Below are 14,369 nucleotides of genomic sequence, written 5' to 3'. Positions count from 1 at the left end.
GAAATCCGTTTATGCGCTGCGCGCGAAGAATGGGGCACAGACCCTTTAACTAAACCTACCTTTGTCATCCCGCAGCGAAGCGGAGGGATCCGCTTTTCCCCAAAAAAAGAGGCAGACCAAAGAGGCCTGCCTCTCGATCAATCCCACCCTCCACTACAAAGTAGGCAAGCTCTTACGGTCCCACCCACCGCCAAGCGCCTTGATCAAAAGCACACTCGCATTCAAACGGCGTTGCAGAATATCGATCTCATTCCGCTGATTGTTCAACGCCGCCGTCTGCCACGTCACCACCTGCAGATACGTATCCACACCGCCCTCATACCGTGTCTCGAAGAGCGACTGCGACTGCTCCGCTGAAACCGTCGTCGCGCGCTGCTGCCGCGCTTCGTTCTCCAGCACGCGCAACACAGCCAGGTCATCTTCCACCTGTTGAAACGCGGTAAGCGTCGTCTGCCGATAGTTCGCAACGGTCTCGTCATACTGCGCAACGCTCAGCGCCTTCACCGAACGCCGACGTCCCGCATCGAAGATCGTCTGCGAAAGCTGCGGTCCCACAGCCCAGAAGCGGCTGGGCCACGTAAACCAGTTCAACGCGGAGGTTCCCGTGAATCCCGCAGCCGCACTGAGCGAAAGTGTCGGATAGTACGCCGCCTGCGCGATGCCGATCTGCTCGTTTGCCGCAGCCATGTTGCGCTCCTGCGAAGCGATATCCGGGCGACGCTCGAGAAGCGTTGCCGGCAAAATGCCCGGAATTGCGGGCAGCGTCTGTCCAGCCATATCCAGAGCCGTCGGAGGGATCGTCAGCGCGGCAGGGGCCTGTCCGATCAGCACCGCAATGGCATGCTCATTCTGCGCACGCTCGATATCGACATCCGTCCGCTGCACCATCGCCTGGTCCAGCTGCGTACGCGCCTGCGCCACATCGGACATCGGCGCAACGCCGCCGTCGTAGCGGTCCTGCGTCAGCTTCAAAGCGTCCTGGTAGACCTTGATCGTGTTGTCGAGTAGCTGCTTCTGCGCATCCGCGCCGCGAAGATTGAAGTAATCCATCGCAAGCTCGGCATGCAGACTCAGACGTGCATTCTCCAGGTCCGCATCGGCGCGCTGCGCATTGGCGCGTGCCTGCGTTACGCCGCGGCGTACGCGTCCCCACAGATCGATCTCGTAGTTCAGATCGACCGGAACAGACAGGTTCCCCGTTCCGTTGTTCGCAAGCGTGGGATTGAAGTAAGGCTGATTCGCAGAGTAGCGCACCGCACTTGTAGAAGGTGCAGTCGAAATCGTCGGCGCTTCAAACGAACGCGAGTAGCCGATCTGCGCACGTGCTGCACGGAAGTTCGCCTCTGCGGATTTGAGGTCCTGGTTCGCGGTATCGACCTGCGGCTCCAGCGCATTCAACTGCGCGTCATTGAAGAGCGTCCACCAGTCGCCCTTGAGCGCTGTGTCCGAAGGCTGTCCGGTCTTCCAACCTTCAGCAAAGGTCGTCGGTGGAGCTTCCTTGAACGCAGGCGCAAGGATCGCGTTCGGCGTCTTGTAATTCGGTCCAACCTTGCAGCCTGCCAGAAGCAGCAGCGAGACTGCGGATGCGGCAAGAATATAGCTTGGAGTTTTCACTGGTCTTTTCCTTGCTCAACGTGAACGTGTGCGCCTTCGGCGAGAGAGTCGGAAGGATTCAGAACCACCTTGTCCGTAGGCCGAAGTCCCGCCGTAATTTCGACGGTCGCTCCATAGTCATGACCGATCGTGACCGGAGTAAGGTGTACGCGGTCTCCCTGCACCACACCAACCTGAAGCCCCTCTGCACGGAAGAGCAGCGCGTTGGACGGAAGTGTCATCGAGCTTGTGCCCGACGGAATCGGAATGTGCACGAAGGCATATTGTCCCGGAAGCATTTTGTGCGTGGAGTTGGGAAGATCCACTTCGACGTTCAACGTACGTGAAGAGGAGTCGATCGTATTGGAGTTGCGCACGATCGTGCCCTCGAACTTGTCGTTCGGGAAGGCGTCCGACGTCACAGCGACCTTTGCTCCATTGTGCACAGCGCCTGCATAGACTTCCGGCACCGGAACAAAGAGACGCAGCGTGCCCACAGCGGACATATGAAAGAGCTCGCTGTGCGGCGTGTTGCTGTCACCCGCCTGCACAAGCGATCCGATATCGACGTTGCGCGCCGTCACCACACCATCGAACGGTGCATAGATTCGCTCGAAGCCCTGCAGCTGCTCAAGACGACTGAGGTTTGCCTTCGCACTGTTCAGCGCCGACTGGCGGGCGGTAAAATCGCTCAACGCCTGGTCTGTCTCCTGCTTCGAAACGGCGTTCTTCGCCAGAAGCGTCTTCCAGCGGTTCGCCGTGATCTCCGCGATCTGCACATTCGATTCCGCCGTTGCCACGTCCGCCTTCGCCTGTGCAACCTGCTGGTCGACCTCCGGCGTCTGGATCACCGCCAGAAGCTGTCCCTTGCGAACGCTCGTGCCGATGTCCGCGTACCACTTCAGCAGGTAACCGTTCGTACGCGAGTAGATCGGCGTATCGATGAACGCCTGCGTGTTCGCAGGGAGTTTGATCTCCTGCGCCTTGGCGCCTCCACTCGGTGAGGTAACGAACACAGGATCCACCGACGCCGCCACGGTATCGTGCTGCAGCTTGTTCTCCGCCGAAGCGCGGCTATGAATGCCCACGAGGACGAAGACCACCACCAGCACAAGCACAAGGCCCACGATGAGAAAAGGTCCACGGCCCAGCCGTGCTTCGGTGTCGATGCGTACGGGCGCATCGTGTGCGCGAGTGGCCTCGTCATGGAAGGTCTCGTTCGTATCGTGCGGGTCGTGGTGCTCGTCCATCATGTCCTCCGATTTGGTTCCCTGTACTGTTTCACCTGTTACTGAATCCTTATGCATGCGCCACCTCGTTCGCCGGATGCGCCGGTCCTGCAACACCCTTGCGGCGCCCATGAAGAAGCGCGAAGACAGCAGGCACAAACGCCAGCGTAGCCAGCGTGGCGCACAACAGGCCGCCGATCACTGCGCGGCCCAGCGGTGCATTTTGCTCGCCGCCATCGCCCATACCGAGCGCCATCGGAATCATGCCGATCACCATCGCCAGCGCCGTCATCACCACCGGGCGGAAGCGTGTCGCACCGGCTTCAATCGCGGCCAGAATCGCATCGCCATGCTCCTCATACTTGATCTTCGCAAACGAGACCACAAGGATGCTGTTCGCCGTCGCAACGCCCATGCACATGATGGCTCCCATCAGCGCCGGTACGCTCAGCGTCGTGTGCGTCAGGAAGAGGAAGAGAATGATGCCTCCCAGAGCCGCCGGAAGCGCCGTGATGATGATGAACGGATCCAGCCAGGACTGGAAGTTCACCACGATCAGCAGGTAAACGAGAAGGACCGCAAAGACCAGCCCAACCAACAGAGCCGTGTACGAACTGCGCATCGTCTCCGCCTGTCCGTGGATCGAGAGGAACATACCGCGCGGCACATTCTTCTGCGCATCCACGATCTTCTGAACATCCTTGGCAACCGCACCCAGATCGCGATCCTGCACGCTGCCGTAGATGTCGACGACGCGCCGAATGTTGTAATGCGAAACGACTGACATCTCGTGTCCACGCTTGATCGAAGCGAGATCGCCCAGAAGTTCCGGCGTCGTCCGCTGCACCGGCGTCGTGGAGTTGATCGGAATATTTTGCAGATCCTGCACGGACGTGATGCTGTATTGCGGCGTCTGCGCCACCAGCGGATAGTTCACGCCATTCTTGTAGTTGAGGAAGAACATGGGCGAAATCTGCTGTGAACCACTCAGCGTGTTCAGCATGCTCTGCGTGACGTCGCGCGTGGTGAAGCCACCCTGTGCCGCCTTGGTGCGATCGAGGTTGACGTCCAGCGTCGGATAATCCGATTGCTGCTGGATGCGAAGATCCGCAAGGCCGGGCACCTGCTTCAGCTTCGTCAGCAACTGCGCCGCAATGGCTTCGCTCGCATCGCTATCGGCGCTCTGGATCTGTACGTCGATCGGCGCGGGCAGACCGAAGTTCAGGATCTGCGTCGTGATGTCCGCAGGGAGGAAGTAGAAGGTCGTTCCGGGGAACTCGCGTGGCAGCTCCGCGCGCAGCTGACGCACATACTCCGCCGTGGGACGATGATCTTCCTTGAGCGAGACGAGGATATCTCCATCGCCCGGCCCAATGCTTCCGTTCGTCATATGCATCGTGTTGTACGGGCTGTTAGGCAGACCGATGTTATCGAGGATGTTGTCTAACTCCCCGGCCGGAATCTTGCGGCGCAGAGACTGCTCCACCTGGTCCGCAAGCCGCGCCGTCTCTTCAATGCGTGTTCCCGTCTTGCTGCGGACATGCAGAATGAACTCGCCCGAATCCGAGTTCGGAAAGAAGTCCTGACCGAGAAACGGAATGATCAGGCCTGCGCTCAGGCAGACCAGAAGGAACACCGGAATGAAGAGCTTGCGACGCAGAACCAGACGGGTGAGCAGAAGCTGGTACGCCGACCGGACGCGCTCGAAGGTACGCTCGAAGCCGCGCTGAAAGCGCACCAGCGGATTGCGTGAAGGCTCATTGTTCTTGTGGCGCAGGAGATACATCGCCAGCGTCGGAACCAATGTGCGCGAAAAGATATACGAGGCGATCATCGCGAACATGACGGCCTCTGCCAGCGGTGCGAAGAGATACTTCGCCACACCTGACAGGAAGAACATGGGAAGAAACACGATGCAGATGCAGAGCGTCGACACCAGCGCGGGAACGGCAATCTGCGCCGCGCCATCCAGGATGGCCTCGCGCAGTTCGTAACCCTCTTCCAGGAAACGCTCGATATTTTCCAGCGTCACCGTCGCATCATCCACAAGAATACCGACGGCCAGCGCCAGACCGCCCAGCGTCATCGTATTGATCGTCTCGCCGAAAGCACTCAGAACAAGAATCGAAGTCAGGATCGAAAGCGGAATTGAGACCGCAATAATCAGCGTCGAGCGCCAGCTGCCCAGGAAGAGCAGAATCATCAAGCCGGTAAGCCCCGCCGCGATGATCGCCTCGCGCACAACACCTGAGACGGCAGACCGCACAAAGACACTCTGATCGCTCAACGGTGTGATCTTCAGTTCAGGCGGCACCAACTGCGCAACGCGCGGAAGCACGCCGCGAATGCCGCCCACAACATCTAGCGTGGAAGAGTTACCGCTCTTGAGCACCGAGATCAAAACGCCGCGCCGTCCATCCTGCCGAACCACGTTGGTTTGGAAGGCCGAACCGTTGCTCACCGTCGCCACGTCACTCAGGTAAATCGTCGCGCCGTTGACCTGCTTCACCGGCATCGCGCTCAGCTCATCCAGCGTGCGAGGTGCTGCGTTGCTGCGGATGTCGTACTCATTTGAACCGATCTTCGCTGTACCGCCCGGCGTCACAACGCTCTGCGCGGCCATGGCGTTCAACAGGTCGCCCGGCGCAACGCCCTTGGACTGCATCTTCGCCTGGTCCATGCTGACCGAGATCTGCGGCGTGCGTCCGCCATAAGGAAGCGGCAGCACAGCGCCGGGAACCGTTACCAGCGCGGGACGAATCGTATTGGTGCTGAAGTCGGCAAGCTGCTGCTCGTTGAAGCCTTTACCGGAAATACCAAGCTGCAAAATCGGTACGCTGGACGCGCTGAAGTTGATGATCTCTGGCGGCTGCACTCCCGGAGGCAACTGACGCAACAGGTACTGCGAAGCTCCGACCACCTGTGCATTGGCCGTCTCCAGGCTGGCGCCGGGCTGCAGGAAGATCTTGACGACCGAAACGCCGTTATAGCTCGTCGATTCGCTATGCGCTACGTTGTCCACCAGCGTGGAGATCGCCTTTTCATACGGCGTCGTGAGACGGCCTTCCATCTCCTCCGGGTTCAGCCCCGTGTACTGCCAGGCAACAGCGATCACCGGAATATTGATATTAGGGAAGATGTCCGTCGGCGTGCGAAGGATGACCACTGGACTGATAAGCAGAATCAGGACCGCCAGAACGATAAAAGTATAGGGACGATTCAGCGCGATCTTAACAATCCACATTTCTTGCTTGCCCTCCAGAAACTCACGGCAACCGAGAAAAACACATCGGAAAAACCGCTCACATCATTAGAGCCTGCTCCGGCAAGTGAGGATCGCAGTTTGTTCCGAGCCATATCATCTGTTTTTCCGATGGACTCCGCTCGTATACTCGATCTATGGAATTAAGGCATTTGCATTACTTCAAGGCGGTCGCAGAAAGCGGTGGGTTCGGAAAAGCCGCGCGCCTGCTGAACGTTTCGCAGTCCGCCGTGAGCGAGCAGGTGCGCGATCTGGAGGCGGAAATAGCTGTTCCTCTTATCGATCGCAGCAATCGGAATATCCGGCTCACACCCCATGGAGAGGTTTTCCTGACCCGGGTCAAAGAGGTGCTTCAACTCGCCGATGGCGCCGTGACAGCAGCGCGCCGATCCTTCCGGGGGGAAGAAGGCTCCCTGAGCATCGGATTTTTCGTTGGAGGCATTGGGTCCTCTTTCCCCAAGCTCATCCACGCCTTCCGGCAGAAATACAAAGACATCGCCGTCTCTCTCGTCGAGATGACCCCCGTCGCACAGCACGACGCTCTGGTCGCTGGCTCCATCGATATTGCCTTCACACGCGCCTTGCCGGGTACTCTCAAGGCAGAGCTGCGCTCGGAGATCTTCTACACGGAACGCCTTTCTCTCGTCCTTCCCAAAGGGCATCCGCTCGCCGAACGAGCGAGCATCTCCGTCCAGGAGTTGCGGGCAGAGCGCTTCGTCATCAACGACCGCAAGAACTCCCCGGCAGTCTTCGACAAAATCATCGCCCTCTGTGACGAAGCCGGCTTCTCCCCCAACATCATCGCTACGGCCTCCGTCTCCTCTGGAGTCATTGCGCTGGTGGAGTCAGGCGAAGGCATCGCCCTGCTCCCAAAAGGCTCACAGCTTCTGGGATCCAGCGAACTCGTCTTCGTTCCCGTGCAGGACGCCGCAGCCTCGGTCGATCTCGTGGTCGCCTGGTCCGCCAAGCACGAACGCAAGATCCACCAGTCCTTCCTGAGCCTGGCCCGCCAGTTCCGCATGTAGACATATTTACGTGTTTGTCATCCCGTAGCGAAGCAAAGGGATCTGCTGTTCCGTACTGTGCCCCATTCTTTCGCGGCTGTATCGCGAAAGGATGGGGTCGCGCGGAGCGCACAAACCAGATCTATCAGGAAACCCCAAAGAGGAAACCGAAACTCTGGGTGCCCCGTACATCGCGCTTTTGCGATGTGCGGGAGGGATGTCGATTGCGTCGACATTTCAGCTGAACAATGATGAAAGAGCGGTTCGCGCCTAGCGCGAATACTCACACACGCGCGATGAAACTGCGCATGTATGGGGCACCCAATTCTTTGTCATCCCGCAGCGAAGCGAAGGGATCTGCCGTTTACCCGTGCAACCCCAAATGCTGCCCCATCGTCTCCAGCGACCTTCCTTTCGTCTCCGGATACACAAACAACACCACAAAAAACTGCAGCACCACCATACCCGCAAAGAAGAAGAACGGGATCGACTTCGAATACGCCGCCATCACGGGAAACACATTCGCGATAATCGCATTCGCAATCCAGTGCGAGCTCGAACCCAGGCTCTGCCCCTTCGAACGCACGTTGGTCGGAAACAACTCCGACAGATACACCCAGATCACCGCGCCCTGCGACGCCGCAAAAAAGATGATGTAGCCCACCAGCAGCGGCAGCAGCAGCTTCTGGTGCGAGTTGGTATGGAAGACGTACCCCACGCCCGTCAGGCAAAGCGCCGTACCCACAGCACCCGCCAGCAGCAGAGTCTTCCGCCCCACCTTATCGATGATCGAGATGCCGAGGAATGTTCCCAGCAGGTTGCCAAACCCGATCGCCACCGCCTGGAAGTTCGACGAGATGTGGTTGAAGCCCGCGCTCGCGAAGATGTCATTCACGTAATACAGAATGGCGTTGATACCGCTGAGCTGATTGAACAGCCCGATCGAGACTGCAAGAAAGATCAGGAACAGGTAGCGCTTCTGAAAGAGAGACTGCCGGCTCGCTCCGCCCTCAGCGCGAAGCGACTCCACAATCGCATCTACCTCGGCCTGCGAATCCGGCGACCCCATCCTCTGCAGCACAAGATGCGCTTCATCCAGCCGGTTTTGCGTCACCAGCCAACGCGAGCTCTGCGGCACGCTCAGCAGCATGATCAGGAACAGCGCCGCCGGTGCAATGCCAACGCCGATCTGCACACGCCACTCGATCGCACCCAACATAAAGTGCGCCACAATCGCATTCGAAAGATACGCCAGCAGAATACCCAGGACGATGTTGAACTGAAACATGCCCACCATGCGTCCGCGCCACTTCGCAGGCGAAAGCTCTGCTATGTAGACAGGCCCCAGCACCGACGACCCGCCAATACCCAACCCGCCCAGGAACCGGAAGGCCAGGAACATCCACCAGCCACCAGCAAACGCGCAACCGACGGCGGAAACCACGTAGAGCACACCCATAATGCGCAGCGCGCTGCGGCTGCCCAGCTTCTGCCCCAGCATGCCGCTGAAGATCGCGCCGATCACCGTGCCATACAACGCAATGGCAACCGTCAGGCCCTTCTGCCAGTCCGTCAGATGGAACTGGATCTGCAGCGCGGAGATTACACCCGCGATGACCGCCGTATCAAAACCGAAGAGCAACCCGCCCAGGGAGCCGGTGATCGCGCTCTTCACCAGAAGGTACATCGCCTTACCCTGTGCAGACTTCATCCGGTCTCACCCCTTGTTTACGTGTTGTTTACGTGCAAACTGAAAATAGCGCTTCGCTCGAACGATACCATCGCGCCACCATAGCGCACCACGTCAACGCGCGGACAAGCCAAAACCTCCTTGACCCTCCTCGGCGTCACACGCTACCGTTGTCCGCATCGACTGTCGCATCGACCGAAAGCAGGAACCATGCACCGAAGAGACTTCACACGTACTCTGGCCGCTCTCGCTGCCACCGCCGCTCTGCCAAAATTCGCTACGGCGCAGGCGCAACAGGCCGCCATCCGCTTCTCCGTCATGCTCTGGACGCTCAACAAAATCTCCCCCACGGAGAAGTCCATCGAACTCGTCGCACAGGCTGGATACCAGGGCGTAGAGCTCGTCGGCGAGTGGCAGAAGTGGAGCCCCGCCGACTACGCCCGCATCACCAGTCGCACCAGGGCGCTCAGTCTCACCATCGACTCCATGGCTGGCGTACGCGGCTTCGCCGACCCCGCCACCAAGGACCAACTACTCGCCGACCTCGCCGTAGCGCTCGAAGCCGCCAAGCGCCTCAACTGCCCGCAGATCATCCTCACCTCAGGCAAGCGCACAGCAGCCTCCAGCCACGAAGCCTGCATCGAGATCCTCAAGCCCGTCACCGACCTCGCCGCGAAGGCCGACAAACAGGTCGTCATCGAACCTATCGATCTCCTCGAAAACCCGACCAGCTATCTCACCTCGGTGACCGAGGCCGCGGAGATCTCCCGCGCGATCAACAACCCCCACCTGCGCGTCCTCTACGACCTCTACCATGAGCAGCGGCAGGGCGGAAACCTCATCGAAAAGATCGAAAAGAACATAGACCAGATCGCCCTCTTCCACATCGCCAGCGTGCCCGGCCGCCACGAACCCAGCACAGGCGAAGTCCGCTACGAGGCCGCCTACCGCAGAATCGCCGAGCTGAAATACAACGGCTTCATCGCCATGGAGTTCTACCCCACCAGCGACGCCCTCACCAGCCTTCGCACCGCCCGCGAAGAAGCCCAGCGCGCCATCACCAATGTCTAGAGAATCACTCTCGGGAGAACCACAGAACCGGGTGCCCCATACACGCGCAGCTTCATCGCGCGTGTATGGGTATTCGCGCAAAGCGCGAACCGTTTCTGAATCTTCACCACAAGAAAGTTCCAAAACAAAACAAGCATCCCACCCGCACATCGCAAAAAGCGCGATTTACGGGGCACCCGGAGTTTTGGCTCTTCTCACTCTCTTCACCACCACCCTCTTCGCCCAGCAAAACCAGGACTGGCCCATCTACAACGGCCGCACCACCGGAGACCACTACTCCCCGCTCACCCAAATCAACCGCACCAACGTAAAAACCCTCAAGCAAGCCTGGACCTTCGACACCGGCGACCAGGGCATCTGGGAATCGTCACCCCTCATCGTCGGTCGCACCCTCTTCATCGCCACACCCACCGGCAGCATCGTCGCGCTCGACGGGGCCACGGGCAAACAACAATGGCGCTTCGATCCTGAAACCAAGAGCCGCCAACCCATCCGCGGCCTCGCGTATCTCCCAGAAGGCAAGATCCTCGCAGGCATCATGAGCTACCTCTACGAACTCGATGCCAAAACAGGAAAGCCCGTCGAGACCTTCGGCAAGCAGGGCCGCATCGACCTCCGCGAAGACCTCGACACGGACCCCGCCAAAGCCACCGTCGCCCTCACCAGCCCCGGCGTCGTCTACAAAGACCTCATCATCCTCGGCTTCCGCGCCCCCGAAACCCACCCCGCGCCGCGCGGAGACATCCGCGCCTACGATGTCCACACCGGCAAACTCCGCTGGACCTTCCACACCATCCCGCACCCCGGCGAGTTCGGCTACGACACATGGGCCGCCGGTGCCTGGGAGCACGCCGGTGCCGCCAACGCCTGGGCGGGCATGGTCGTCGACCAGCCACGAGGCATCGTCTACATCCCCACCGGCTCCGCCGTCGACGACTTCTACGGCGGCGACCGCATCGGAAACAACCTCTTCGCCAATACTCTCCTCGCCCTCGACGCCGCCACCGGCAAACGCCTCTGGCACTTCCAGGGCATCCACCACGACATCTGGGACCGCGACTTCCCCGCGCCGCCCGTCCTCCTCACCGTCCAGCACAATGGCAAACCCGTCGACGCCGTTGCCCAGACCACCAAGCAGGGATACGTCTATCTCTTCGACCGCGTCACCGGCACACCGCTCTTCCCCATCGAGGAAATGAAAGTTCTGCCCTCCACCGTTCCCGGAGAAAAGTCCTCGCCCACTCAGCCGCATTCTTTGCTGCCCGAACCACTGGCGCGCCAGACCCTCACCGCAGACACTCTCACCACCCGCTCCCCTGAAGCCCACGCCAACGCTCTGGAACAGTTCAAAGCCATGCGCAGCGAAGGCCAGTTCGTCCCGCTCTCCGTCGACCGCATCACCGCCGTCACGCCCGGCATGGACGGCGGCGCGGAGTGGGGAGGAGCCGCCGTCGATCCCCGCTCCGGCATCCTCTACGTCAACGCCAACGACATTCCCTACATCACCGGTCTGACCGCCAACAAGCCGCAGAGCAGCGCCGGAGCCGCCATCTACAACAGCCAGTGCGCCATGTGCCACGCCGCAGACCGCAAAGGCTCACCACCCGCCTTCCCTTCGCTCGTCGGCATCACGGACCGCCTAACCCCGGCGCAAATCACAGACACCGTCCAGAACGGCAAAGGCCGCATGCCCGGCTTTCCCAACGTCCAGGGTGAAGCCCTCCAGTCCCTCACCGATTTCCTCCGCGCGGGCAAGGAAGACATCGTCTCTGGCGCAGCGGCAGAAAAAACCACCGAAAGAGAACTAGCCTCCACCGGAAACGTGCCCACGCCCTTCCGCTTCCTCGGCTACAAACGCTTTGTGGATCAGGACGGCTACCCCGCTTCCGCTCCACCGTGGGGCACCCTCAACGCCATCGACATGAACACCGGCAAATACCTCTGGAGGATTCCCTTCGGCGCTTACCCGGAACTCTCCGCCAAAGGCATCCCGACCACCGGCACGGAAAACTACGGCGGCCCCGTCCTCACCGCCAGCGGCCTGCTCTTCATCGCGTCCACCATCTTCGACCGCCAGATGCACGCCTACGACACCCGCACCGGCGAACTCCTCTGGCATACCGAACTCCCCTTCGGCGGCTTGGCCACTCCCGCCACCTACGCCATCAACGGCAAACAGTACGTCGTCATCGCCACGGGCGGAGGCAAAGACCCCACCCACCCCCTCGGCGGCACGCTCGTCACCTTCGCTTTGCCGTAGATGATGGGCGCACAACTAGATCCATCAGGAAGCCACTCTCCCTTTTTGTCATCCCGTAGCGCAGCGAAGGGATCTGCGGACATGCGCAAAACGTATTCATCGCTCGAAGAGCGACCCGACGGACAAACGAAAGGCAGACCCACCGCTGCGGCTGAGTCTCCCTGACTACGCAGAACGAGGGGTTACAGAACTGCGGACAACCTACCGGCGGCGGCCGGTTTGCCCCGTAGTAACTCCCGTGACGAGGCAAAACGCTGCATCGGCGCGAAGCGTGAGCACCTGTCCACCTACATCGCCACCTGCTTCCGGGCTCGTACAGGGGCTGGTGGGAAGGCCGACGTGACCATCCGCAGCAGAGGCGGGGAGACCGACTCCTGCAGGTGGAATGAAGTGAGATCGAACAACCTGCATGTTCTCCGCAACGACAAAGTCAGGACGGGCTGTTGTGGTCCCGAAGCTGACAAGCGCCTTCGTCGCATTGGCCAAGGTTGCAGCGGCAACGGTCGAGGTGGAGTCAACAGTGACGAGCCTGAGGATCGACCAAATGGGATAGGTTCCATTAGCAACGCTGTTCAAGCTGACATTGGCCAGGGTCGCGCTGCCTGTCGTAGGAATAACACCGGTATATGCAGCGGAGCGGGTAATCAATGGATCGATCCCGTCGATCGTCAGGTATCTGGCATTGGCTGCGAGTGCATTACTGAAAAACCTGAAGTTCGCTACGCTCCAGAAGCCATAGCTCAGCGAATTATTCCCATTGTTCGCGGTATCGACCACCTCACTGAGCTCTTGCTCGGTACCGATCGCCCGTCGTCGATGGCCGCCGCTGGCCGTCATGAGGTTCATCGGGTTCAATCCAGGACCCACCGGGTTGCAGTCGCGCTGGCCCATCGGCTGGTTCAGACCGACATCCTGAGAGGTCTGATTCGCCGTGGTATTCGGTACATTGAATTCCATGGTGTTCGAGGTGCCGGAGAGCGGCTCAGGGATGACGACCGTCACCGGTGCTCCCGACGCCGTGGGCGTCGCAAGCGCCTGACCGGTGAAAGAGAATATTCCGTCCAGAAACATGGCCAGGGTCGCGCTGCTGAGATTGGTAACAAGACTGGAGGGATTGTTGAACCCGGTACTATCTCCGTTCACAACAACCACTATCGGCGTAGCTCCGATTGGCGTCACGAAATAAGAGACGGGCAGGGTGAAGTTTAGAAGGTGTGCGCCGAAGTTATTAAAGAAGCTCAGAATGTTATCGCCATTGTTGTAGCCGAGCCCCAGATATTGAGAGCCCGTCGTCACGGACGTCGCGCAAGGCGTAAGCGCTCTGGCTGTGGCAAAAACAGCATCTTCAGGCCGTATGTCTGTTCCTGCCATGTTCACAAGAGTATTGTTGAGCGCGTTGGCGATTTGCGGTGGAAGCGGGAATTCAGCACCCGGAGAGGTCAAAACGAAATTCTCGGGAAGTGGATCGTTGGTTGGATAAAAAACCGTGCATTGAGAACCAAATGTAGTGTGAGCATGGAATAAACAACGATTGCCCACGACGGAATCCGTCTGTAGATACGCCCAGACCTTGGTGGTAGAGGTTACATTTGGTCCGTTGCAGGTTTGGGCATTCGCTGATTGCCCAAACGAGGGCGTCCAGGTGACCCACGCTGGACCCGAATCACTCAGTGGAGTGATCATGCTGGTATCTATCGCATTCGCAATGGCCCCACTTGTGATGCCCGTGCTGCTCCACACGCACATGCCACCCGCAATACCGTTGAGCGTCGACGCGGCAAGTCCAAGATCAAAAAAGAGAGCGGAAGACCCGATTCCGTTGATCTGTACCGACTGTGCCTGTACGTTTACGGCGGCGATGAGCGCTACCAGCGCTAGGCCAATGACAAAACTTGCTTTCAGAAGATTCTTCATGATGTTTCCCTCGATTGCTCGGTTAGGAAGAAGGTAGGAAGAAGCCCCTCCGCGAGGAGCCTAAAGCGAAAAAGCGTTTGCTCAGCCGCGCTGAAACCGCCACGAACAAGGCCGGTGGACCTAGGAAATGAAGAAAACAATACCCAGGGAGCTCGACAACTTTTCTGCGATTGCACTTCTATCTGGTTAACGAACGGTCTTAGCAATCCCCAACGACATACCCTTTGGATTTAACAAAGATTCACGGAAAGGCTCGGTTCACCTCGAAAAGCCCTGTGCCCACACCCTTTTGTCATCCCGTAGCGCAGCAAAGGGATCTGCTGTCCTTCAAAGCGGTACAAATCCG

The 14,369-nt window shown here is 59.4% G+C and carries 8 protein-coding genes; 3 read left to right on the top strand and 5 right to left on the bottom strand.

What is annotated here, in order from left to right; genetic code table 11:
• Window positions 1-153: 153 nt before the first annotated feature.
• Genes ACIPR4_RS21185 through ACIPR4_RS21175 form a run of 3 tightly spaced genes read right to left on the bottom strand, consistent with a single transcriptional unit; the run spans window position 154 to window position 6,066 of the window.
• Window positions 154-1,614 (bottom strand): efflux transporter outer membrane subunit, encoded by a 1,461-nt coding sequence (locus ACIPR4_RS21185; protein WP_013570725.1) that lies wholly within the window; start codon window positions 1,612-1,614, stop codon window positions 154-156.
• A complete protein-coding gene (locus ACIPR4_RS21180) occupies window positions 1,611-2,900 on the bottom strand; it encodes an efflux RND transporter periplasmic adaptor subunit (RefSeq protein WP_013570724.1) in 1,290 nt (429 codons plus the stop codon). Before ACIPR4_RS21180 ends, ACIPR4_RS21185 begins: the two co-directional genes overlap by 4 nt.
• Window positions 2,893-6,066 carry an efflux RND transporter permease subunit gene (locus ACIPR4_RS21175; protein ID WP_013570723.1) on the bottom strand — a complete coding sequence of 1,058 codons (3,174 nt, stop codon included), beginning with the start codon at window positions 6,064-6,066 and terminating at the stop codon, window positions 2,893-2,895. The genes ACIPR4_RS21180 and ACIPR4_RS21175 overlap by 8 nt, the downstream gene beginning before the upstream one ends.
• 170 nt (window positions 6,067-6,236) lie before the next feature.
• Between ACIPR4_RS21175 and ACIPR4_RS21170 the strand changes: the two genes are divergently transcribed.
• The gene (locus tag ACIPR4_RS21170) at window positions 6,237-7,109 is read left to right on the top strand and encodes a LysR family transcriptional regulator (protein WP_049781074.1); all 873 of its coding nucleotides are present in this window, start codon (window positions 6,237-6,239) and stop codon (window positions 7,107-7,109) included.
• A 343-nt stretch (window positions 7,110-7,452) separates the two neighbouring features.
• Here the strand turns inward: ACIPR4_RS21170 and ACIPR4_RS21165 are convergent, their stop codons facing one another.
• Entirely contained in the window at window positions 7,453-8,799 is a 1,347-nt protein-coding gene (locus tag ACIPR4_RS21165; protein WP_013570721.1) for a sugar porter family MFS transporter, read from the bottom strand.
• Window positions 8,800-8,988: 189 nt separating this feature from the next.
• On the opposite strand from ACIPR4_RS21165, the gene ACIPR4_RS21160 reads away from it, so the two are divergent.
• The gene (locus tag ACIPR4_RS21160) at window positions 8,989-9,849 is read left to right on the top strand and encodes a TIM barrel protein (protein WP_013570720.1); all 861 of its coding nucleotides are present in this window, start codon (window positions 8,989-8,991) and stop codon (window positions 9,847-9,849) included.
• Between the two features lie 184 nt (window positions 9,850-10,033).
• Window positions 10,034-12,109, top strand: coding sequence for an outer membrane protein assembly factor BamB family protein (locus tag ACIPR4_RS21155; protein WP_245536405.1), 2,076 nt, complete (start codon window positions 10,034-10,036; stop codon window positions 12,107-12,109).
• Between the two features lie 201 nt (window positions 12,110-12,310).
• Here ACIPR4_RS21155 and ACIPR4_RS21150 read toward each other — a convergent pair whose 3' ends face one another.
• Entirely contained in the window at window positions 12,311-14,023 is a 1,713-nt protein-coding gene (locus ACIPR4_RS21150) for a hypothetical protein (RefSeq protein ID WP_013570718.1), read from the bottom strand.
• Window positions 14,024-14,369 lie beyond the last annotated feature (346 nt).

Origin of the sequence: Terriglobus saanensis SP1PR4 (genome assembly GCF_000179915.2) — a bacterium.
Lineage (GTDB): Bacteria > Acidobacteriota > Terriglobia > Terriglobales > Acidobacteriaceae > Terriglobus > Terriglobus saanensis.
Note: the sequence above shows the minus strand (reverse complement) of the source record. Positions and strands in the feature narration are given on the sequence as shown.